This is a genomic window from Micromonospora sp. NPDC049523, assembly GCF_040676775.1.
Lineage (GTDB): Bacteria > Actinomycetota > Actinomycetes > Mycobacteriales > Micromonosporaceae > Micromonospora_G.
Genome location: NZ_JBFAPP010000008.1, coordinates 249,053 through 271,402, shown reverse-complemented (window position 1 = coordinate 271,402; position 22,350 = coordinate 249,053). Strand labels below are relative to the sequence as shown.

The window sequence follows — 22,350 nt, the reverse complement described above, 5'->3', positions numbered from 1 at the left end:
TCGCTCGTTCGTCACACGTGAGAGCGGGCTACGGGAGGCGACGGTGGGGTGATGGCGACTGACCGCGCCGCCGACCTCGTACGGGAGCCGGACGAGCCGCAACGCGCCACGTTCATCGAACTCCTCTTCGACGTGGTGTTCGCGTTCGCGCTGACCCGGGTGTCCCAGCAACTGTTGGACAGCATCGACGCGGGTCGCCGGATCGAGTGGATTCCCGTCGCCGAGACCCTGGTGCTGTCGCTGGCGGTGTGGAACATCTGGGTCTTCACCTGCTGGATCACCAGCAGGTTCAACCGGCTGTCCGGGGCGATCCACGTCACCATCTCCGCGCTGATCCTCGGCAGCCTGCTGATGGCGGTCGGTCTGCCCGGGGCGTTCGACGACCGGGGAATGCTGTTCGCCGGAGCGTACGCGGGGTCGCAGCTCGGGCGGCCGTTGATCATCATCTTCGCACTCGGTAACCATCCGAGGCGGCGCAACCAGGTCCGGATCCTGTGGTGGGCGGTCGGATCCGGGCTGTTCTGGATCGTCGGGGCGCTGCTACCGGCTCCGCTCCGGCTGGTCCTCTGGACGGTCGGCGTCGCGATCGACTACCTGGGTATCCTGCTCGGCTGGCCGGTGCCGGGGCTCGGTCGCGAACGCAACGCGCGGTGGCGACTGGCCGGCGAGCACCTCGCCGAGCGGTACCAGCAGTTCTTCATCCTGGCGCTCGGCGAGTCGATCCTGTTCACCGGGCTGACGTACGGCGACGGCCAGCTCACCTTCGGCCGTACGCTCGCGTTCCTGTTCGCACTCGGCAGCACCCTGCTGCTCTGGCACATCTACTTCTACCAGGCCGGCAAGGCACTGCCCGAGGCGATGGGACGGGCCGACCACCCCGGTCGGCTCGGCCGATCGTCCAACTACACCCAGTACGCGCTCGTGGCCGCCGTACTCGTCACCGCGGTTGCCAACGAGCTGGCGATCAACAACCCGTTCGGGGATCCACGCCTGGCCTTCGTCGCCGTCACCCTGGGCGGACCCGCGCTCTTCCTGGCCGCGCGGCTGCGGTTCGAGTGGGAGGTGTTCGGGCAGCGCAGTCTCGCCCTGGTCATCGGGCCGGTGCTGCTCTGTGCGCTGATCCCGGTGATGCTCCACCCACCGAAACTGGTCGCGAGTTTCACCGCCGCCGGGGTGCTGGCCTCGGTGGCCGCCGTCGAACTGGTACGCCGCAAGCGGGTCGGCCGCGCGGAACCGGCCCCACCGTTCTGAACCGATGACCGCATCGTCCTGTCCCGGACACCGCATCGTCCTGACCGAACACCGCATCGCGGATCTCACGCTTGTGCGTGGCGCCACGCGCGGGCGGACCAGCCCATGACAGTATGCGGCGTGCTTCCGTTCAGCGCTGCACCTTCCGGCGGCCCCGCCTCGACCGCCGGCTCCTTCGTCGCGGACCTGCACATCCACTCGAAATACTCGCGCGCCTGTAGCCGGGACCTGACGCTGCCGAACCTCGGCTGGTGGGCCAAGCGCAAGGGCATCAGCGTGCTCGGCACCGGCGACTTCACCCACCCCGCCTGGTACGACCACCTGCGCGAGACGCTGCGCCCGGCCGAACCGGGCCTCTACCGGCTCAGCCCGGACGCGGAACGCGACATCGCCCGCCGCCTGCCGCCCCGGCTGTCCAGCGTGGCCGAGGCCAACCCGGTCCGTTACCAGCTCAGCGTCGAGATCTCCACCATCTACAAGCGGGACGACCGGACCCGCAAGGTGCACCACCTGATCTACCTGCCCGACCTGGACGCGGTCGCGCGGTTCAACACCGTACTGGGGCGGATCGGGAACATCGGTTCCGACGGGCGGCCGATCCTCGGGCTCGACTCCCGCGACCTGCTGGAGATCGTGCTCGAAGCGAGCCCCGACGGTTACCTGGTCCCGGCACACATCTGGACGCCGTGGTTCTCCGCGCTCGGCTCCAAGTCCGGCTTCGACGCGATCGCCGACTGCTACGCCGACCTGGCCGAACACATCTTCGCGGTGGAGACCGGCCTCTCCTCCGACCCGGCGATGAACTGGCGGGTTTCCAGCCTCGACCGCTACCGCCTGGTCTCGAACTCGGACGCGCACTCGCCGGCAGCCCTTGCCCGTGAGGCCACCGTCTTCGCCACCGACGTGGACTACTACGCGATCCGGTCGGCGATGCGTACCGGCGACGGGCTGGCGGGGACCATCGAGTTCTTCCCCGAGGAGGGGAAGTACCACGCGGACGGTCACCGGCTCTGCGGTGTCAACTGGGCACCGGAGCGGACCCGGCAGGCCGGCGGCCTCTGCCCGGAGTGCGGCAAGCCGCTCACCGTCGGGGTGCTGAGCCGGGTCGAGGACCTCGCCGACCGGCCGGAGGGACACGTACCGGCGCGCGCGCCTCGGGTGAGCCACCTGGTCCAACTCGCCGAGATCCTGGGCGAGATCAACGGGGTCGGTCCGAAGTCGAAGACGGTCGAGGGGCAGCTCAACAACCTGGTCGCCGCGCTCGGCGCCGAACTCGACATCCTCACCGCCGTGCCCCTGGACGACCTGCGGCAGGCCGGTGGGGAACGGATCGCCGAGGCGATCGGCCGGCTCCGCCGCGGCGAGGTACGCCGGATCCCCGGCTACGACGGCGAGTACGGCGTGATCAGCCTCTTCGAACCAGGGGAACTGCGCGGAGCGGGTGCGGCCGGCGAGCCGGAGGCGCTCTTCGACGTACCCGTTTCGGTGCCCCGACCTCGGCCGGCGGCGGAGGCGGCGGCGAAGCCTCGGGCCAAGCCCGCCGCGAAGGCCGCCGCCGAACCGAAGCGCCGACCGGCCCGGCCCGTGCCCGCCCCGGCACCGCCGATCGCCCCGCCGCCCTCACCGCACGAACCGTTCGAACCGATGCTCGCCGGGATGGAGGAGGTCGGCACCGGCCTGCTCGACCGGCTCGACGCGATGCAGCGGGTGGCCGCCTCAGCGCCCGGCGGGCCACTGCTCATCGTCGCCGGTCCCGGCACCGGGAAGACCCGTACGCTGACCCACCGGATCGCGTACCTCTGCGCGGAGCTGAACGTCTTCCCGGAGCACTGCCTGGCGATCACGTTCACCCGGCGGTCCGCGGAGGAGTTACAGGCCCGGCTCGACGGCCTGCTCGGCCCGGTGGCCGAGGACATCACCGTCGGCACCTTCCACTCGCTCGGCCTGTCGATCCTGCGCGAGCATCCGGCCGCCGCCGGCCTGCCGGAGAACTTCCGGATCGCCGACGACACCGAGCGGACCGCCGCGCGCGCCGAGGCCGGCGAGGACGAGGCGACGTACGTCAAGCTGCTGCGCGGCCAGGACCTGGTCGACCTGGACGAGTTGGTGACCCTGCCGGTACGGCTGCTGCGCGACGATCCGGAGCTGGTCCGGCAGTACCGCGACCGCTGGCGCTGGATCTTCGTCGACGAGTACCAGGACGTCGACGAGGTCCAGTACGAGCTGCTGCGGCTGCTCGCACCGCCGGACGGCAACCTCTGCGCGATCGGCGACCCGGACCAGGCGATCTACTCGTTCCGCGGTGCGGACGTGGCGTACTTCCTGCGGTTCTCGGAGGACTTCGTCGACGCCCGGCTGGTCCGGCTCACCCGCAACTACCGCTCGTCGGCACCGATCCTGGCCGCCGCGGTCCAGGCCATCGCACCGACGTCGCTGGTCCGGGGCCGTCGGCTGGATCCGGCCCGGCTGGATCCGGAGGCACCGCTGGTCGGCCGCTACCCGGCCGCCTCGGTCGCGGACGAGGCGAACTTCGTCGTACGCACCGTCGACGACCTGGTCGGTGGGCTGTCGCACCGGTCGTTGGACTCGGGCCGGATCGACGGTCGCAACTCGACCGTCTCCTTCTCCGACATCGCGGTCCTCTACCGCACCGACGCCCAGGCCGCCTCGATCGTGGACGCGCTGGTCCGGGCCGGGGTGCCGGTGCAGAAGCGCTCGCACAACCGGCTGCGTGACCGCCCCGGCGTGGCGGTGATCGCCCGCGAGCTGCGGCACGCCGACGGACTCGGCGGCTCGCTGGCGGCCCGGGTACGGCTCGCCGGGCAGGTGCTCGCCGAGCGGTTCGCGATGCCCACCCTGGACGCGCCCGGCGGCGTCGGCCCGGAGGAGATCCGCAACGCGGTCGACCTGCTCACCCCGTTGGCCCAGCGCTGCGGCGACGACCTGCCGCTGTTCCTGTCGCAGCTCGCCACCGGTGCCGAGGTCGACGCGCTGGACCCGCGCGCCGAGGCGGTCACCCTGCTGACCCTGCACGCCGCCAAGGGGCTGGAGTTCCCGGTGGTGTTCCTGGTCGGCTGCGAGGACGGGCTGCTGCCGCTGCGCTTCCCCGGTCGTCCGCCGACCGACGACGACGTGGCCGAGGAGCGCCGTCTGTTCTTCGTCGGGCTCACCCGCGCCCAGGACCGGCTCTACGTCAGCCACGTGGCCCGCCGCGTACGGCACGGTCAGGAGCGGGACTGCGTGCCGACCCCGTTCCTGGACACGATCGACCCGGGTCTGTTCGAGCGGTTCGGCGACACCGAGCCGCGCCGCCCCAAGGACCGCCAACTCCGCCTCCTCTGAGCGGCCCCCGGCCGTGAGCTTCGAGGAGGTCCGTCGTCAGCGTTCGAGGAGGCCCGTCGTCAGCCCTCGAAGAGGATGGCGAGCAGGGCGCCGGTGAGCAGGGCGGGGCCGAAGGGGAGCGGCGTGCCCCGGCTGGCGCGCCGGGTCAGCAGCAGGGCGAGCGCCACGGTGCCGTTGATCAGGTGCGGTAGGACCAGCCCGAGCAGCAGTGTCGGCCAGCCGTACCAGCCCAGCGGCAGGCCGAGTACGGCGGCCAGTTTCACGTCGCCGAAGCCGAGCCTGGCACCGGGTAGGAGCGCGAGCAGCACGTAGGCCACGCCGCTGGCGAGCGCGGCGAGCAGGGCGCGTACCAGTGGGTCCGGGGTGCCGAGGACCAGCGCGGCGCCGGTGAGCCCGAGCAGGGCGGCCACGGCGGCGAGCGCCACCAGCGGGTCGGGCAGCCGCAGGCAGGTCAGGTCGACGAAGGCCAGCGGCAGGCCGACCGCGGCCACCGCGAGCACCGCCGGCAGCGCCGGGTCGATCCCGGTGTCCGTGCCGAGAGCGGCGGTGAGCAGGCCGAACACGGCCGCGCCGAGGGCGGCGGTGAGCGGACCGAAGACGGCCGCATCAAGAGCGGCGAGATATCCGGTACGGGAACCCAGACGCGCGCCGCAGCCCGGGCAGCGCGCGTCGGGGCGTATCCAGCCGGGCAGGCCGCGCGGGAACGGGCGGGTGCAGACCGCGCAGGCCGACCGCGGCGGCGATCCCGACTCGACGGCGAGCCGGTGGACCAGCCACGGTGTGCTCGCCCCGACCACCGCCCCGAGTGCGATGGCGGCGAGCGCGGCGAACATGCGCTCGGATGTTAACGCCGGACCGCCACGGTGGGCGACCCCCGAGTCGACTGGGTGACACTCCCCCGCCGTCGGAGCGCTTCCGGAGGGTACGGATCCGGCAAAGCCGACCGACTCGGCGAGTTGGCGCGGTTGGGGGAGGTGAGCCGGTCGGGGCGTCACGATACGGTGACCTGAGCATCGCCGTCGCCCGCGGGTGGCCAGCCTCTTTCTCTCGTGCCAGGAGGACAGTCCATGTCTAACTACGGACCGCCCGGCGGGCCGTACCCGGGCCAGCCGCCGTACCCCGGCCAGGAGCCGGAGCCATGGCCCGGCCAGCAGCAGGGGCCGCGAGGCCAGCAGGGGCCGGGACAGCCGTACCCCGACCAGCAGAGGCCGTATCCGGGGCAGCAGGGGCCGTGGCCGGGGCAGCAGCAGGACGACCCGTACCGCCGGCCGCCGGCCGAGCCGTACCGGCAGCCCGGCGGACAGCAGCCGGGTCCTGGGTACCCGCAGGAGCCGTACCGTCAGCCGCAGGAGCCGTACCGGCAGCCGCGCGACCCGTACGCGCAACCGCACGACCCGTACGCCCAGCCGGCCGATCCGTGGGGCGGTGGCCAGGAGCAGTGGGGTGGCGGTCCGACGTCGGCCCCGCCGGGCGGCCCCGGCTCGCCCAGCGGCTACCAGGGCTACCGCGACCAGGGTTACCGCGACCAGGGTTACCCGCCGGGTTATCCCGCGCCGGGACCGGACCCGGAGTGGACCACCGCCAGCCCGGTGCCGCCGAAGCGGGGCAACCGGGGGATGACCGCGGTGCTGGTCACCCTGGTGGTGCTGGTCCTCGGCGTCGGCGGGGCGGCGTTCTGGTGGCTCGGCCGTGACGACGGCGGGTCGGACACGGTGCCGACCGCGGGTGCGACCACACCGGCCGCGGACCCGAGCGCCCAGGCGCCGGCCGACCCGAGTGCCGACCCGGCGCAGGGTGCCCCGGCACCGGAGTCGTCGACCGACGCGCGGCTGGTCAAGGAGGGCCAGTGCGTGAAGAACGAGGGCGACGCGAGCGGCAAGCCGAAGCTGGCCATCACCCAGTGCGCGCCGAAGACGTACGAGGTGCTGCGGCGTTTCGACGGGGCCACCGACGGTGAGAACGACGCGAAGACGAAGTGCGCGCCGGTCGAGGGCTACACCGAGTGGTACTTCTTCAACAGCGAACTCGACGTGCTCGACTTCGTGCTCTGTCTCAAGTCGCGCTGACCCGGCCGGGGGCCACGCACGAGGTACGCCGATTGTGGAAACTAGGACTGTCTAGCGGAATTGCTAGACAGTCCTAGTTTATTCACGAGACGACACGCCGTAGCGCGATCTACCTGTTTCTAGCCCAGCGGCTAGACGTGCCGATACGGTGCAATGCGTGGATCCGGTCCGCAACCCGTACGCTCCCGGCGCCGGCCAGCGCCCGCCCGAACTCGCCGGCCGGGGGCGGGAACTCGACGTCTTCGACATCGTGCTCGAACGAGTCGCCCGAGGACGACCGGAACGCAGTCTGATGCTCACCGGCCTGCGCGGCGTCGGCAAGACCGTACTGCTCAACACCCTGCGCTCACAGGCCATCGGCCGGCTCTGGGGCACCGGCAAGATCGAGGCCAGGCCGGACCAGTCACTGCGCCGACCGGTCGCCGCCGCGCTGCACATGGCCGTACGCGAACTCGCCCCGCACCATCGCGCACCGGACCGGATCGACGGCTTCCTCGGCGTACTCAAAGCGTTTGCCCTGCGCGGCGGACCGGCCGCCGGCAGCGGTCGCGGAGCCGCCGCCACCAAGCTGCGCGACCGCTGGCAGCCCGGCATCGACGTGCCCGCCGCCAGCGGTCGGGCCGACTCCGGCGACATCGAGATCGACCTGGTCGAACTGCTCACCGACGCGGCCAGCGTCGCCACCGACGTCGGCACCGGCATCGCCGTCTTCATCGACGAGATGCAGGACGTGAACCCCGAGGACGTCTCCGCGCTCTGCGCCGCCTGCCACGAGCTGTCGCAAATCGGCGCGCCGCTGATCGTGGTCGGCGCCGGACTGCCGCACCTGCCCGCCGTGCTGTCGGCGGCCAAGTCCTACTCGGAGCGGCTCTTCCGCTACCAGCGCATCGACCGGCTCGACCGGATCGCCGCCGACCAGGCCCTCTGCGCCCCGGCCGAACGGGAGGACGTCGAGTACGAACAGAAGGCGCTCGACCTGCTCTACGAGAAGTCCGGCGGCTACCCCTACTTCGTCCAGGCGTACGGGAAGGCGACCTGGGACCACGCGCCCCGCTCGCCGGTCACCGCCGCCGACGTACGGGTCGCCGCGCCGGAGGCGGAGGCGGAACTGGCGGTCGGCTTCTTCGGCTCCCGGTTCGAGCGGGCGACTCCGGCCGAACGCGAGTACATGCGGGCGATGGCCACGTTGTCCCTGGTCGCCGGGGAGGAAACCGGAGTCGAGCGGGACGACATGGACGCGGCCGTGCCAACCGCCGAGATCGCCCGAGCGCTCGGCCGCAAACCGGCGAGCCTCTCCCCGGCCCGGGACGCGCTGATCAAGAAGGGGCTCATCTACTCGGGCGAGCGGGGCACGGTGGCGTTCACCGTGCCGCACTTCGGCCGCTACCTGCGTACGCAACCGGCCTGAGCACGGCTGCGCACAACCATCGATCAGACCCGGGACCAGGGCAGGGGGTAGTTGACCTCGCCGCTGAGCACCGCGCCGTCACCGCTGACCGACGGCGGCAGCAGCAGCGCCTGCCAGGGCGCACCCAGCCCGGACCAGGGGCTCGTCAGCTCGTACCTGGAAGCCGGCACGAAGCCGAACCGGCGGTAGTACGCCGGGTCGCCGAGCACCACCACCAGCCGCTCACCGAGCTCGGTGGCAGCGGCGAGCGCGGCCTGCACCACGTCCGTGCCGTAACCCACCCCGCGCCGCTTCGGCAGCACCGCCACCGGCCCCAGCGCCAGCGCGGGCACCGCGCCGGGCTGCACCACCACCCGGGTGAGCAGGGCGTACCCCACCACGTCACCATCGACCTCGGCCACCATGGACAGCTCCGGCAGCCACGCGTCACTGTCCCGGAGTGCCTCGACCAGTCGCACCTCGGCCGGCACCGGGCGGTCCGGGGCGGCGAAGGCGGCGGCCACCACCCGGCGGATCGCCGGTTCGTCGGCGGGCCCCTCGGGTCGCAGCCGTACAGTCGTCACGCCTGGCGACGCTACCGGTACGTAGCCCCCGTCTGCATTACGATTCGCCGACCAAATACCTGATCAAGGCTGGTCACAGCCCTGACGGGCAGTCGCGGGCGGCGTACGGCCAGTCCGGCAGTTGCGGGGGTAAAGGGGGCGCCGAGCGGGTAAGACTGGTCTCATGAGACCCGTACGCACCGTCGCCCGGACCCTGCTGAGCGGCATCTTCGTGGTCAGCGGCGCACAGGCGGTCGCCACCCCCAAGCCGTTCATGGCTCGGGCGCAGCGCGTGACGGACCGGGTTGCCCCGCTGATGGCCCGTACCAGCCCCCGGTTGCCGACCGACCCGGAGACGCTGGTCCGGGTCAACGGGACGGTCCAACTCGTCGGCGGGCTGATGCTCGCCACCGGCTACTTCCCCCGTACGGCAGCGGCCGTGCTGGCCGGCACCCTCGTACCGACCACGCTGGCCGGGCACTCGTACTGGCGGGAGGACGATCCCACGCAGCGCCGTCGCCAGCGCACCGAGCTGCTGAAGAACCTGGGCCTGTTCGGCGGTCTGCTGCTCGCCGCGGTCGACAACGAGGGCCGGCCCGGTTTGCGTTGGCGCGCCGGACACGCGATCGTCGACAGCCGGCGGTCGGTGAGCCGTACCGTGCGACACGCCCGGCGCGGTACGCGGATCGCGGCGCGGTCCGCGCGGGCCGCGCGCCGGCTTCCGGGGTGAGCTGCGACAACCGTTTGAGCTGGGTCGATATCGGGGCGTGTCCCCTCCGGTACGGCGGAAACGGCGAATCACCTTAAACAGTCGCCCCGCGTTAACGTGGTGGAAATGTCGCGAACTAGTGTGGGATCGGACACGGTCGCATAACGCAGTAGGCAATCGGATGGTGCTCCGCTCTAGGCTCCCAACAGGACCTGGGCGCGATTTCGGAAGTTCGACAACTTGTACGGGGGTGGCCACACCATGCCGGCGACCGTCGGGAGACGGCTGGACCGACTAGCCCCAGTCCGCCGTGTCACACGTGGGATCGATCGTCGAACCGTCGCCCGGCTCGGCATCATCGCCGCGACCTGGTACGCAGCCTGGCTGTCCATCGACGCATTCGGACGCCCGTACAACTTCTTCGACATGAAGATCTACCACGGTGCGATCGTCTGGTGGGCCAGCGGCAACGACCTCTACAGCTTCATCGCGCCGATGACCACGCTCGGCTTCACCTACCCACCGTTCGCGGCCCTGATCATGCTGCCGATGGCCTGGTTCCCGGTCGGCGCCGCGGGCTGGCTCAACGTGTTCGCCAGCCTCGCCGCGCTCACCGTCGTCCTCACCGCACTGTTGCGGCCGACCGTCGAACGGCTCGGCTGGTCGCTCTGGTTCGTCGTCGGCATCGCCGTACCACTCGCGGTGGCGATCGAACCGGTACGCGAGACCCTCGGCTACGGCCAGGTCAACCTGCTGCTGTTCGGGCTCATCATGGCCGACCTGGTGGCCCTGCGCTGGCGGGCCCGGCGTGGGATCCGTACCGGCTGGACGGACCGGCCGCTGCGCCGGTTCTTCTTCAGCGGTGCCTGGGCCGGTGTCGGCATCGGACTGGCCACCTCGGTCAAGCTCACCCCGGCGCTGTTCATCCTGTACTTCCTGCTGACCCGGCAGTGGCGTGCCGCGATGACCGCGATCGGCACCACCATCGGCGTAACGCTGGCGACCTTCGCGATCGCCGGTCGCGAGTCGATGAGCTACTTCACCAGCGTGATCTGGCAGACCGAGCGGGTCGGTGCGGCGGACATGACGCCGAACCAGTCGCTGGCCGGCGTGCTCGCCCGCCTCTACGACTCGATCGAGACGCCGGGCCTGCTCTGGCTCTCGTTCGCCCTGGTCATCCTCGCGATCGGACTCTCCCGGGCGGGCAACGCGCACGCCGACGGTGACGAGTTGACCGCGTTCACCCTGGTCGGGCTGACCGCCAACGTGATCAGCCCGGTCTCCTGGTCGCACCACCTCGTCTGGGTGGTCCCGGCGGTCATCGTGCTCGCGGACACCGCCCTGCGCCGCCGCCGCGCCAGCCGCGGCCTGCTGCACCGGATCGGCCCGCCGCCGTCACAGACAAACCTGATCGGCGTCGCCGGCCTCCGCTCACCGATCTGGTTCCCGACCCTGACCGGGCTCCGGCACGCGGTCGCCGCCGTCGGCCTCTACCTGCTGTTCCTGATCTCACCGATCTGGCCGTACGAGCACAAGCTGCCCGAGGTGTCGCACTACCAGGACGGGCTCTTCGGTGCGCTGATGGAGAACTCGCTCGCGCTGGCGCTGATCGTGCTGGTGGCGACGCTGCCCTGGCGCCCCGGCGCCGAACCGGCGTTCTACTCCGAACGGCGCCGGGCGGGATCCGTCCCGCTGCACCACGGCCAGCACTGACCGTCGCAGCGAGAAGCTGCCCCGCTCAGGGGCAGTTGACCCACTCCTCGGTACCGTCGGCGAACACCTGCCGCTTCCAGACCGGCAACTGCGCCTTGACCTCGTCGACCAGCCGGGCGCAGGCGGCGAACGCAGCCGCCCGGTGCGCGGTGCTCACCGCGGCGACCAGCGCCACGTCGCCGATCTCCAGCGGACCGACCCGGTGGGACACGGCAACCGCGTGTACGTCGGGGTCGGCGGCTATCTCGGCGGCAACCGCCCGCAGCACGTCGATCGCGCTCGGGTGGCCCTCGTACTCCAGGCGGGTGACCGCACGACCGTGATCGTGGTCGCGGACCACGCCCTGGAAGGAGACCACCGCACCGGCCCGGCGGTCGGCGACCGCGGCCTCGTGCGCGGCCAGGTCGAGTGGTTCGGTGGTGACCGCCACCTCGGTGACGCCCTCGGCAGTCGGCGCGCTCACGCAACCCACCTCCCGTTCCCGGCCAGCGGGCCGGTAGTCATGATCTCACTCCGGCAAGCAACGGCAACGGTACAACCGGAACCCGGGTACCCGCCTCGCCGTTGCTGCCCGGCTCGATCACCGCGAAGCCGTCGGCCTGCGCCAATCCCCGCAGCATCGCCGATCCGACGTGCCGGACCGGGGTGGCGGTACCGAGCACCGGGTCGACCCGGACCAGGGCCAGGTGGGTGTAGTCCCCGCGACCGGCGACCGGTTCGGCCAGCGTGACGTACGGCAGCAGCGGCGCCGGGCGCCCCTGCAGGCCGGCCAGCAGGGGGGCGACCAGCGATACCAGGGCGACGATGGCGGACTGCGGATTGCCGGGGAGTCCGGCGACGTACCGGTTGCGCCCGTCCGGGCCGGTGATCCGGGCCAGCAGCATCGGGAATCCGGGACGGACCGCCACGGTGTTGACCACGTATTCGGCGCCGAGTTCGGCCAGTGCGGGGTGCAGGTGGTCGACCGGCCCGTGCATGGTCCCGCCGGTGGTGCAGATCAGGTCGACGCCGGCCAGCGCCTGCCGCAGCGCGGCCACGTGCGCCGGCAGGGTGTCGGCGACCGGTCCGATCACGGCCGCGGGCGCGACAGTGGCACCGTAGCGCCGCAACCAGGCCGGTACGGCCGGACCGAGGCTGTCGCGTACGCGACCGGCCTGGGGCGGGCCGTCGGTGAGCAACTCGTCGCCGAAGACCAGCACGGCGGCTCGGGGTGCCGGGTGCACCCGCAGCCGGTCGTAGCCGCAGGAGGCGGCCAGCCCGACCACGCCCGGTCCGACCGGGCTGCCGGCGGGCAGCAGTTCCTCCCCGGCGTACGCCTCCTCGCCCGGAACCCGCCACTCCCGGGCGGTACGCGGTGTGCCCGCGACCCGGCCGTCGGCGGTCCGGGTGGACTCCTCGATCCGCAGCACCTCGCTCGCCCCGGCCGGCAACATGGCCCCAGTCGCGATCTCCATGGTGGTGCCGTCCTCGGTCAGCGGCGGCGGGGTTCCGCCGGCCAGTACCCGCCCGACGACCCGCCACGGCCCGTTGCCCCGGACCGCCCAGCCATCCACGCTGGAGGTCGGGAACGCCGGCAGGTCGGTCAGTGTGGTGAGGGGTTCGGCCAGGGTCAGCCCGTCCGCCTCGACGAGCGGGACTTCGACGGACGCCACGGCGTCCGCCCGGCCGGCCGCGTAGACCCGGGCGCGGGCCTCGGCCCAGCCGACCGGTGGGCGCTCGGCGCCCCGATCGGTGGCGACAGCGGGTTCGACGCTCATCGGGCCGGCCTCGACCGGCGGAATCTCGCACTCACCGATCGAGCCTATCGCCGTACGCGGTCGGCTTGGTCCGGGTCGGGACTCCGGGGCCGGTCCGGGAGGTGCCTGCGGATTCAGGCCGGCTGCGGGTGGTCGCCGCCGCGCAACTGGTCCACGGTGTGCGCGAGGATCGGCCCGAGTACGGCGAGCCCGTCCTTGGCGCCGCCGGTGGATCCGGGCAGGTTGACCACCAGCATCCGGCCGGCCACCCCGGCGAGCCCCCGGGAGAGGGCGGCGGTTGGCACGGCGGCCCGGCTGTGCGCCCGGATCGCCTCGGCGATGCCGGGGATCTCGTAGTCGAGCACCGCCCGGGTGACCTCGGGTGTCCGGTCGGTCGGTGTGACCCCGGTGCCTCCGCTGGTGAGGACGACGTCGACCCCGTCGGCGAGGGCCTGGCGCAGTGCGGCACCGACCGGTTCACCGTCGGGCACGACCACCGGTTCGTCCACCTGACAGCCGAGTTCACGCAGGCCGGTGACGAGTCGGGGGCCACTGGTGTCGGCGTACACCCCGGCGGCGGCCCGGTTGGAGGCGACCACGACCCGTGCGCGGATCACGGGCGGTCCGCCGGTCGGTCCCAGTCCCCGGTCTTGCCGCCCTCTTTGCGCAGCACCCGTACGTGTTCGAGGGAGGCGGCGGGGTCGACGGCCTTGACCATGTCGATCAGGGCTAGTCCGGCGGTGGCGACCGCGGTCAGCGCCTCCATCTCCACGCCGGTCCGGTCGGCGGTCCGTACGGTCGCGGTGATCTCGACGGTCGAGCCGTCGGGTGTCAGGTCGACGATCACCCCGTGCAGCGCGATCGGGTGACAGAGCGGGATCAGGTCGGGGGTCCGCTTGGCGCCCATGATGCCGGCCAGCCGTCCCACCGCCAGGGCGTCACCCTTCGGCAGTCCGTCCTGGCGCAGCAACCGGACGACCTCGTCGGTGGTCTGGAGCCGGCCGGCGGCAATGGCCCGGCGACCGGTCACCGGTTTGCCGGACACGTCGACCATCCGGGCCGCACCGGCCCGGTCGACGTGGGTGAGATGTTCCGAGGTGGTCACGTACGCGAGCCTATCGACCGTCGCCGTCCAATCGCGAGGACCGCGCCGCGCACCCGGACCGCGGTGATCGGGTACGGCGATCGAAGCTGATCGACCGCTACTACGCGCGTTCCCGATCGCGCCGTTCGTGGTCGTCCCGGGCTGGAATTGACTAGTCCGTGGAATCGAGAGAACATCCGCCGATGGCACCCGCGCGGGATGTCCGGAGCGGTACGGCGGTCGACCTGGGGACGGATCGGTGCCGGTCGGACCAGGCCTGATCTACCCAGCCACAGCGTGGTGGCAGGCGAATGCGGTCAGTGGGCTACACCAGCGCCGAGTGTCAACGGGTGTACGGAGTCACGATTCTCGGGCCCCAATCCACAAATAGGAAATATGACGCCGATCAGGCGGACGCATAAGCATTCAGTTTCCATATCGGGACGCAAAGTAGCAAACTAGGTGAGGATTAGCGGATACTGCGCATATCGACACCTAACGGTATATTACTGACGCGTCGTCTCATACGATTCTCACGTCGAACAAGAGCGATCGAAGCGCCGGACCCCCTCCCGCTTCATCGGTACGACGAGAGAGGACGTGCGGAGATGCGCACCACCGACTGGCTCTGAGCAGAGGTATCCGACAACAACTACGAGTCGTAGGCTGGCGAGACATACCGTCACGAGAGAAACACCGAGTGGCGACAAAGGACTGGTATGACTCGGACTGATCAGGACGACACTGGGACCGATCGGCGGCTAGTGCTGCTTGTCGGTCTCGTCGTCATTTGTGCGGGTATAGCCGCAGCGATCAGCATCCGCGAGATACTCGGCCACGGCCTTCCGACCTTCAATGACCTCGGCACCGCCGCCAAACTGACCTTCCTGGTCGTGGTGGGCGCGACGGTGAGCGTCCGGATACGAATTCGGTCGACTCCACACGGCATCTCCTGGACCGAGGTCGCGATCCTCACCGGCCTCGCGCTCGCACCCGCCCCCTGGGTCATCCTCTGCACCGGACTCGGCGTCGGCATCGCGCGGGCAATCGTGCGACTGGCACCGTTGAAACTCGCTTTCGGCGTGGCGAAGGACATGCTGCTCGCCACGGCGGCCGGCGCGGTCGTGCTGCTCCTCGACTGGTCCTGGTCGGCCGATCGGCCGCTGCCAGAGCGAATCGTGCCGCTGGTCGCCGCCTACCTCGTGGTCGTCGTGCTCGACGAGGCGTTGACCCTGCCCGTGATCTCGCTCGCCAGCCGGGTCAGCCTCCGCAGGCTCTTCTCCGGCCACTGGGACCTCCGGTTGGCCAGCGTCGTCGCCCGCCTGCTGGTGATCCTGGCCATCATGCTGATCCTGCAGGCCGACACGAGCCTGCTGCTGATCATCCCGCCGCTCGTACTCAGCCTGCACCTGGCGTACTCGTCCCGGCTGCGCAGCCGGGACGAACGTCACGCTTGGCAGCGGCTGGCGCGGGCCACCGACGCGCTCAACGACGTGGACCTCGGGCAGGTGCTCCGCACCGCCGTCGACAGTGCGGCGGAACTGTTCGGCGCCGACCGGGTCGAGGTCGTACGACACGACGGCGGACGGACCGTCCGGGGCGACGGCGGCAAGATCAGTTCCGACGACAACGGCTGCGAGCCACTACCCACGAGCGGCACCACCGTCACCACCCCACTGCAGGGCCACGACGGCATCGAAATCGGAGTGCTCCGGCTCTGGTTCGCCGGCCCGGTCCAGCTCTCCGAACGCGAGTGGTACACGCTGCGTACGTTCGCCTCCGCGCTCTGCACCGCGATCCGCAACGCGACCGCGTACGCGGAACTGACCCGGGTCGCCGACGAACACGCGCACGCCGCTTCGCACGACGTACTCACCGGCCTGGCCAACCGGCGCTACCTGCTGGAGCGGGGCACCGAGCAACTGAGCCTGCGGCACGCCGACGGGGTCGCCGCGGTGCTGCTGATCGACCTGAACCACTTCAAGGAGGTCAACGACACCCTCGGCCACCCGTCCGGTGACCGGGTGCTGATCGAGGTGGCCGACCGACTGCGGGCCGTCGCCGGCCCCGAGGACCTGGTCGCCCGGCTCGGCGGCGACGAGTTCGCCATCCTGATCACCGGACTGCCCGCGCCCGCGGTCGCCACCCACCGGGCCGAGAAACTGCTGGCCGTGCTCCACGAGCCGATCGAGCTGGACGGGATGCGGATCAGCGTCGAAGCCAGCGGCGGGATCGCGGTCGCACCCAACACCGGCGGCATGTCCGAACTGCTGCGCCGCGCCGACGTGGCGATGTACCAGGCCAAACGGAGCGGCCAGCGGCTCGCCGGCTACGTACCGAGCCGGGACACCGCCGACCTCGGACGGCTCACCCTCAGCGGTGAACTGTCCCGCGCGGTGGCCGAGCGGGAGTTCACCGTCGAATTCCAACCGATCGTCGACCTCGGCACCGGCGTCGTCGTGGCCGCCGAAGCGCTGGCCCGCTGGCAGCACCCGACCCACGGCACCATCGACCCGCTGCGGTTCCTGGACGCCGTCGAACGGTCCGGCCTGCTGCCGGCGTTCGCCGCCGCCGTACTCGACCAGTCGATCGTCGCGGCCGGTGACTGGCACGCGGCCGGGTTCGACCTGCCGGTGGCGGTGAACGTGTCACCGCGCAGCCTGCTCGACGCCAGCTTCCCCGAGGTCGTGCTGGCCCGGCTGCACGCCCACGACCTGCCACCCGAGCGCCTGGTCCTGGAACTCACCGAGAACCTCACCCTCAGCCAGCTCGAGGTGGTAGACCGGGTGCTCGGGCAACTACGCGACGCCGGGGTCCGGCTCGCCCTCGACGACTTCGGCACCGGCTACTCCTCGCTGTCGGTGCTGTCCCGGATCCCCGTACACGAATTGAAGATCGACCGGACCTTCGTGATGGCGATGGAAACCTCGGCCGAGGCGGTCGCGGTGATCCGATCCACCGTCGACCTCGGCCGCAGCCTCGACCTCCAGGTCATCGCCGAGGGCGTGGAGAGCGAACCGCAGCGGCTGGCGCTCTGGGAACTGGGCTGCACCGCCGGACAGGGCCACCTCTTCGCCCGCCCGATGCCCGCCCCCCGGATGCTGGCCGCGCTGCACCGCGGAGCCGAAGGCCGCCCTGGCGCACTCGCGCCACCGCTGCACGACGAGGGCGCGGTGATCCGGCTGTCACCCGGACGGCGCACCGGCACCCGACAGACAGACCGTCTGCCACACTTGCCCGCGTGATCTCCCCGGACCCGCGCGGCCGCGTCCACCGGTTCTGGCGCCGACTGGACGGCGCCGCCGACGGCCTCGCCGCGGACCTGGGGCTCTACGCCGCCTCGGCCGTCTTCGCCGCCGTCACCGCCGCCACCTCCACCCTCCTGCCGCACCGGGCCTGGGGGACCGTGGCAACCGCCGGCTACCTGCTGGCCGCGCTCGCCGTCACCGGCCAGCTCGTCGCCCGCCGCCGGGGCGCGACCCGGCTGGCCGGCACCGCCGCCCGCGCCGTACTCACCGCAGTGACCTGGGTGACCACCGCGCTGTTACCGATGGTGTGGCAGTGCGTCGAGCGGGCCGGTGGACGTACCGACCGGGCACAGGAGGAGGTCGTCGTGATCGAGCACGCCGGCATCCGCCTGCTCGACCACGGCACGCCCTACCTGGGACCGGACGCGATCAGGGCACTGCCGGCCGGCGACCAACTGCTCGGCTACACCCCGTACCAGCCGGGCATGGCGCTGTTCGGGCTGCCCAGGGCGATCGCCGGCAACGGTTGGTGGACCGACGCCCGGATCTGGTTCGCCCTGGTCACCGCGATCGCACTGGTCGTCGCGGTGACGACGCTGCGGCGTACCGGAAACGGTCCCACCCGGGCCGCCACCGGCCCGGAACGGCTCGACGGACCCCCGGCCCGCGACTCGGCCCTGGTACGCGCCGTGCAGCTCGCCACCGTGCTGCCCATCTGCGCACTGACCCTCGCCACCGGCGGAGACGACCTGCCGGTCCTGGCGCTGTGTCTGCTCGCCCTCGCCTTCGGCGCCAACCACCGGTTCGGTGCCGCCGGGGTGGCGATCGGACTCGCCGGCGCGCTGAAGCTCTTCGCCTGGCCGGTCGCCCTGGTGCTGATCGGCTACGCCGCGACCAGGGGCTGGCGGACCGCCGCACGGCTGGCCGCCGGTGCGATCGGCCTGCCCGTCGCCGCGCTGATCCCGGTCCAACTGGTCGACTCGTCGGCGCTGGTGGAGAACGTGCTCCGGTTTCCCCTCGGCCACGGCGTGGTGAGCAGCCCGGCCCAGTCACCCTTCCCCGGTTACCTGATCGCCGCCGCGTTGCCCGCCGGCCGGGTGATCGCCGCCGCGCTGCTCGTCGGGGTCGGGCTGCTGATCGCCGTACGACTCGTCCGCCGTCCACCGCGCACGGCCGGCTCGGCCGCCCTGATCTGCGGGTACGGACTGCTCGCCGCGATCGCGCTGATGCCCTCGACCCGGTTCGGCTACCTGCTCTATCCGATCGCGTTCCTGGCCTGGGCACCCGCCCTGTGGCTCGCCCGACCCGGCTCCGGTCCCGCCGCCGCCGACCGGACCCCGCCCGCGGCGGCCAGCACAAGGTGACCCGACCGAGCGGGCCCGGTACGCCATGACCGGCACCGGATCAGACGGCACCGACCGGCTGCCCGTGGACGTGCTCGCCGTCGTGGCGGCCGGCGGCGCACTCGGCGCAGCCGCCCGGTACGGCGTCGCCACCGCCTGGCCGACCCCCTCGGGTCACTTCCCCTGGACCACGCTGATCATCAACCTCACCGGATGTGCCCTGCTCGGCATCCTGATGGCGTACGTCACCGGCCGGATCGCCCCGCACCGGCTGGTCCGCCCGTTCCTCGGCACCGGAGTCCTCGGCGGCTACACCACGTTCTCCACGTACGCGGTCGAGACCCGGGGACTGCTCGCCGCCGACCGACCCCTGCTCGCCTGCGGGTACGTGCTCGGCACGCTGGCCGGCGCGCTCACCGCTGTCTGGCTCGGCGGTCGACTGCTCAGCCGGATCAGGCCGGCGCGATGAACCTGCTGCTCGTACTGGCCGGTGGGGCGGTCGGGGCGTCCTGCCGTTTCCTGGTCGACCGGATGACCAGCCGCCGGCTCGGCGAGACCCTGCCCTGGGGCACGCTGACCGTCAACGTGGCCGGCTCACTCGTGCTCGGGCTGCTCGCCGGGCTCGGCAGTGCCCTGCCCGGCTGGGTCGGCGTACTCGTCGGCACCGGGTTCTGCGGCGCGCTGACCACGTACTCGACGTTCAGCTACGAGACCGTACGACTGACCGGCGACCGGGCGTACGGGCGGCTGCGAGCGCTGCTCTACGTCACCGCGACCCTGGTCGCCGGACTCGGGGCGGCAGCGCTCGGCTGGTGGCTCGGCCAGACGCTCTGAGCGGGTTTCTACGGCGACCGTCGGGCGGGTTGCGCCGACGAGGCGTACACCTGAGGCATGACCATCTACCGGGACCGGGCCGACGCGGGCCGGGCCCTCGCGGACCGGTTGGCCGGGCTTGCCGGGCGGACCGACCTCACCGTGCTCGGACTGGTCCGGGGCGGGGTACCGGTCGCCGCCGCGGTGGCCGAGCGGCTGGCCGCACCACTGGACGTGCTGGTGGTCCGCAAGCTCGGCCTGCCCCAGGCTCCCGAGGTGGCCTTCGGGGCACTCGGGCCGGGCGGCGTCCGGGTGCTCAATCCCGAGCTGGCCGAGCGGCTCGACCCGGATCGGATAGCGGAGGTCGTGCACCGGGAGACGGTGGAGCTGGAACGCCGGGAACAGCTCTACCGGGCGGGCCGGCCACCGCTGTCGCTCGACGGCCGTACCGCCGTGATCGTGGACGACGGACTCGCCACCGGCGCCACCGCGCGGGCCTCGGTGGCGGTCGCCCGCCAGCTCGGCGCGCAGCGGGTCGTGGTGGCGGTGCCGGTCGGTTCGGTGCAGGCGTACACGGCCCTCGCCGAAGTCGCCGACGAGGTGGTCTGCCTGCAGCGGCCGGAGGACTTCGGCGCGGTCAGCCGCTTCTACGAGGACTTCCACGAGGTGCCCGACGAGGAAGTCACGGCCACGCTCAGTGGGTGATGCTGACTTCACCCGGTACCTTCGAGTGATGCATCTGACATGTCCGAAGTGCCAGGGCGACATGCGCCAGTACGAGCGCAGCGGCGTCACCGTAGACCAATGCAGCGAATGCCGTGGAATTTTCCTTGACCGCGGCGAGCTGGAGAAGCTTTTCGAGGCCGAGTCGAACTGGCAGCAGCAGCAGGGTGGCGCGCCGCGCCAGCCTTCCGCCGCGCCGGCCGGCGGTTACGCACCGCCGCCGCCTCCGCCGGGCGCCGGTTACCCGCCGCCCCCGCCCGCACCGGGACAGCACCAGCCCGGTTACCCCGCCCCCGGCCACGCCCCGCCGCCGCCGGTCACCCACGGCTACCCGCCGGCGCCGGTGTACGGACAGCACCAGGGGCAGCACCAGGGCTACCACGGGCACTACCGGCACAAGAAGCGCAAGAGCTTCCTGAACGAGCTCTTCGACTGACCGTCGGTAACGATTCGCCCGGTTGAACCAGTGAGGTGTCGGCCGGGACCGGGGAGCGATCCCGACGGTCCCGGGCGGCACCTCGTCGGGTTCGTGGGCGGTCTTCGGACCGTCCGGACCGTGCCCTGCGTCGCGGCGAGGGTCCCGTTCAGACGATCGCCATGTCGACGAAGCGGGACAGGTGCAGCTGCGCCGCGACCGTCACCGTGTCGGTGGGCCCGTTACGGTGTTTCGCAACTATGAAGTCCGCCTCACCTGCGCGCGGCGACTCCTTGTCGTAGTAGTCGTCGCGGTGCAGCAGGATGACCACGTCCGCATCCTGCTCAATTGACCCAGACTCACGCAAGTCAGACAGTTGGGGTCGCTTGTCCGTACGTTGCTCCGGTCCACGGTTCAGCTGGCTGACCGCGATGACCGGGCACTCGACCTCCTTGGCCAGCAGCTTCAGCCCTCGGGAAAGCTCCGCGACCTCCTGCTGGCGGCTCTCCGTCTTCTTCGGCGAACTCATCAGCTGGAGATAGTCGACCACGATCATCTTCAGGTCGTGCCGCTGCTTGAGCCGGCGCGCCTTGGCCCGGATCTCCATCAGGTTCATGTTCGGGGTGTCGTCGACGAACAGCGGGGCCTCGCTGATCTCGCCCATGCAGCGGGCCAGCTTGGTCCAGTCGTCGTCAGAGAGCTGCCCACTGCGCAGCACGTGCAGCGGTACGCGCGCCTCGGCCGAGAGCAACCGCATGACGATCTCGACCTTGCTCATTTCGAGCGAGAAGATCGCCGCCGCCTGGTTCGCCCGAATCGCAGCGTTTCTGGCGAAATCCATGGATGCGGTTGACTTACCCAGACCAGGCCGACCGGCGACGATGATCAACTGGCCGGGGTGCAGGCCGTTGAGCAGGCGGTCCAGGTCACTGAAGCCGGTGGGGACACCGGTCATCATCCCGCCGGACGCACCGACCGCCTCGATCTCGTCGAGCGTGGGTTGCAGCATGTCGGCGAGCACCGCGAAGTCCTCGTTCACCCGCCGCTCGGTGACGTCGTACACCGCCTGCTGGGCCAGGTCGACCACGTCGTCGACGTCGCGCCCGCCACCGGCCGCCGAGCCGTATCCAAGCTGGACGATCCTGGTGCCCGCCTCGACCAGCCGGCGCAGCACCGCGCGCTCGCCGACGATCCGGGCGTAGTAACCGGCGTTCGCGGCGGTCGGCACGCTGGCGATGAGCGTGTGCAGGTACGGCGCCCCACCGATCCGGCCCAGGTCACCGGAGTCGGCCAGCGCCGCTGCCACGGTGATCGAGTCCGCCGGCTCTCCCCGCCCGTACAGGTCGAGGATGATGTCGTAGATCGTGCCGTGTACGGGACGGTAGAAGTCGTTGGTCTTGAGGATCTCCACCACGTCGGCGATGGCGTCCTTGGACAGCAGCATCCCACCGAGCACGCACTGCTCAGCCGCGATGTCCTGCGGCGGGGTCTTGTCGAACTGACCGTCGCGCTGGGCCGGTGGCCCTCCGGCGGACGGCCCCGTCGACCTGGCCTCCGCGCGTATGTCATCGCTGACCGACACCGACTCCCCCCTCCGCTGGACCGGCTGTCTCTGAGCGATACCGCCGAGGTACGACAAGTTTTCGCTTGCTCTCCGACCGGCCGGGCTGGCCGGAGGACATCGCGTCAGGGGCGGGGATCCGCTTGGTAACCATACGAAAGTCGAGGTCAGGACCCCAAACGTGGCGGTGGACGAGCCTCGGGACAACCTGTGGACAGTGGGCACCAGGGTGTGCGCGGCCCTGTGCACAGGCTGTGCATAACGGCTGGGGAAGGTAACCTGTACCAGCCGTGACTTGGGCGTACTCCGTCCCCACGGTGTGGAGGAAAGAAAAACCCAGAAGATCCGTCCGAGCTGGCAGGATTATGCCGACATCGACAGATCCGTCTGGACGGT

19 protein-coding genes are annotated in these 22,350 nt (G+C 71.4%); 12 read left to right on the top strand and 7 right to left on the bottom strand.

Annotated elements, in window-relative coordinates; genetic code table 11:
- Positions 1-51 precede the first annotated feature (51 nt).
- Positions 52-1,251: a low temperature requirement protein A gene (locus AB0J90_RS15185; RefSeq protein ID WP_363596082.1), complete on the top strand. Its 1,200-nt coding sequence runs from the start codon at positions 52-54 to the stop codon at positions 1,249-1,251.
- A 105-nt stretch (positions 1,252-1,356) separates the two neighbouring features.
- Positions 1,357-4,593, top strand: a complete 3,237-nt coding sequence (locus AB0J90_RS15180) for a UvrD-helicase domain-containing protein (RefSeq protein ID WP_363596080.1) — start codon at positions 1,357-1,359, stop codon at positions 4,591-4,593.
- A gap of 59 nt (positions 4,594-4,652) precedes the next feature.
- Here AB0J90_RS15180 and AB0J90_RS15175 read toward each other — a convergent pair whose 3' ends face one another.
- On the bottom strand, positions 4,653-5,426 hold the full coding sequence (locus AB0J90_RS15175) for an A24 family peptidase (RefSeq protein ID WP_363596078.1): 774 nt from the start codon (positions 5,424-5,426) through the stop codon (positions 4,653-4,655).
- Between the two features lie 234 nt (positions 5,427-5,660).
- On the opposite strand from AB0J90_RS15175, the gene AB0J90_RS15170 reads away from it, so the two are divergent.
- Both AB0J90_RS15170 and AB0J90_RS15165 read left to right on the top strand, forming a co-directional pair.
- Positions 5,661-6,659, top strand: a complete 999-nt coding sequence (locus AB0J90_RS15170; RefSeq protein WP_363596076.1) for a flagellar basal body protein FliL — start codon at positions 5,661-5,663, stop codon at positions 6,657-6,659.
- Between the two features lie 157 nt (positions 6,660-6,816).
- A complete protein-coding gene (locus AB0J90_RS15165; RefSeq protein WP_363596074.1) occupies positions 6,817-8,067 on the top strand; it encodes an ATP-binding protein in 1,251 nt (416 codons plus the stop codon).
- A gap of 23 nt (positions 8,068-8,090) precedes the next feature.
- Here the strand turns inward: AB0J90_RS15165 and AB0J90_RS15160 are convergent, their stop codons facing one another.
- The gene (locus tag AB0J90_RS15160) at positions 8,091-8,630 is read right to left on the bottom strand and encodes an N-acetyltransferase (protein ID WP_363596072.1); all 540 of its coding nucleotides are present in this window, start codon (positions 8,628-8,630) and stop codon (positions 8,091-8,093) included.
- 163 nt (positions 8,631-8,793) lie between these two features.
- Between AB0J90_RS15160 and AB0J90_RS15155 the strand changes: the two genes are divergently transcribed.
- Together AB0J90_RS15155 and AB0J90_RS15150 are read left to right on the top strand one after the other, a co-directional pair.
- Positions 8,794-9,339 (top strand): DoxX family protein, encoded by a 546-nt coding sequence (locus tag AB0J90_RS15155; RefSeq protein WP_363596070.1) that lies wholly within the window; start codon positions 8,794-8,796, stop codon positions 9,337-9,339.
- A gap of 240 nt (positions 9,340-9,579) precedes the next feature.
- Entirely contained in the window at positions 9,580-11,031 is a 1,452-nt protein-coding gene (locus tag AB0J90_RS15150; protein ID WP_363596068.1) for a glycosyltransferase 87 family protein, read from the top strand.
- Positions 11,032-11,056: 25 nt separating this feature from the next.
- Here the strand turns inward: AB0J90_RS15150 and AB0J90_RS15145 are convergent, their stop codons facing one another.
- The 4 genes from AB0J90_RS15145 to moaC all read right to left on the bottom strand — a co-directional run bounded on the left by AB0J90_RS15145 (position 11,057) and on the right by moaC (position 13,872).
- Positions 11,057-11,494 carry a molybdenum cofactor biosynthesis protein MoaE gene (locus AB0J90_RS15145; RefSeq protein ID WP_326561827.1) on the bottom strand — a complete coding sequence of 146 codons (438 nt, stop codon included), beginning with the start codon at positions 11,492-11,494 and terminating at the stop codon, positions 11,057-11,059.
- Between the two features lie 37 nt (positions 11,495-11,531).
- On the bottom strand, positions 11,532-12,788 hold the full coding sequence (locus AB0J90_RS15140) for a molybdopterin molybdotransferase MoeA (protein WP_363596066.1): 1,257 nt from the start codon (positions 12,786-12,788) through the stop codon (positions 11,532-11,534).
- A gap of 113 nt (positions 12,789-12,901) precedes the next feature.
- The gene (locus AB0J90_RS15135; RefSeq protein ID WP_363596064.1) at positions 12,902-13,384 is read right to left on the bottom strand and encodes a MogA/MoaB family molybdenum cofactor biosynthesis protein; all 483 of its coding nucleotides are present in this window, start codon (positions 13,382-13,384) and stop codon (positions 12,902-12,904) included.
- Complete coding sequence (gene moaC, locus AB0J90_RS15130; protein WP_363596062.1) at positions 13,381-13,872, bottom strand: cyclic pyranopterin monophosphate synthase MoaC; 492 nt, start codon at positions 13,870-13,872, stop codon at positions 13,381-13,383. Before moaC ends, AB0J90_RS15135 begins: the two co-directional genes overlap by 4 nt.
- A gap of 698 nt (positions 13,873-14,570) precedes the next feature.
- Here moaC and AB0J90_RS15125 point away from each other — a divergent pair.
- From AB0J90_RS15125 to AB0J90_RS15100, 6 genes are read left to right on the top strand one after another with little or no spacing between them, the layout of a single operon-like run.
- Positions 14,571-17,096, top strand: a complete 2,526-nt coding sequence (locus tag AB0J90_RS15125) for a bifunctional diguanylate cyclase/phosphodiesterase (protein ID WP_363596060.1) — start codon at positions 14,571-14,573, stop codon at positions 17,094-17,096.
- Entirely contained in the window at positions 17,093-18,463 is a 1,371-nt protein-coding gene (locus AB0J90_RS15120) for a glycosyltransferase family 87 protein (protein WP_363596058.1), read from the top strand. Before AB0J90_RS15125 ends, AB0J90_RS15120 begins: the two co-directional genes overlap by 4 nt.
- A 25-nt stretch (positions 18,464-18,488) precedes the next feature.
- Positions 18,489-18,911, top strand: coding sequence for a fluoride efflux transporter CrcB (gene crcB / locus AB0J90_RS15115; RefSeq protein ID WP_363596056.1), 423 nt, complete (start codon positions 18,489-18,491; stop codon positions 18,909-18,911).
- Entirely contained in the window at positions 18,908-19,276 is a 369-nt protein-coding gene (gene crcB, locus AB0J90_RS15110) for a fluoride efflux transporter CrcB (RefSeq protein ID WP_363596054.1), read from the top strand. The genes crcB (AB0J90_RS15115) and crcB (AB0J90_RS15110) overlap by 4 nt, the downstream gene beginning before the upstream one ends.
- Positions 19,277-19,333: 57 nt before the next feature.
- A complete protein-coding gene (locus AB0J90_RS15105; protein ID WP_363596052.1) occupies positions 19,334-19,960 on the top strand; it encodes a phosphoribosyltransferase family protein in 627 nt (208 codons plus the stop codon).
- 25 nt (positions 19,961-19,985) lie between these two features.
- The gene (locus AB0J90_RS15100; RefSeq protein ID WP_363596050.1) at positions 19,986-20,414 is read left to right on the top strand and encodes a zf-TFIIB domain-containing protein; all 429 of its coding nucleotides are present in this window, start codon (positions 19,986-19,988) and stop codon (positions 20,412-20,414) included.
- Positions 20,415-20,562: 148 nt separating this feature from the next.
- Here AB0J90_RS15100 and dnaB read toward each other — a convergent pair whose 3' ends face one another.
- On the bottom strand, positions 20,563-21,975 hold the full coding sequence (gene dnaB / locus AB0J90_RS15095) for a replicative DNA helicase (RefSeq protein WP_363596048.1): 1,413 nt from the start codon (positions 21,973-21,975) through the stop codon (positions 20,563-20,565).
- Between the last annotated feature and the right edge of the window lie 375 nt (positions 21,976-22,350).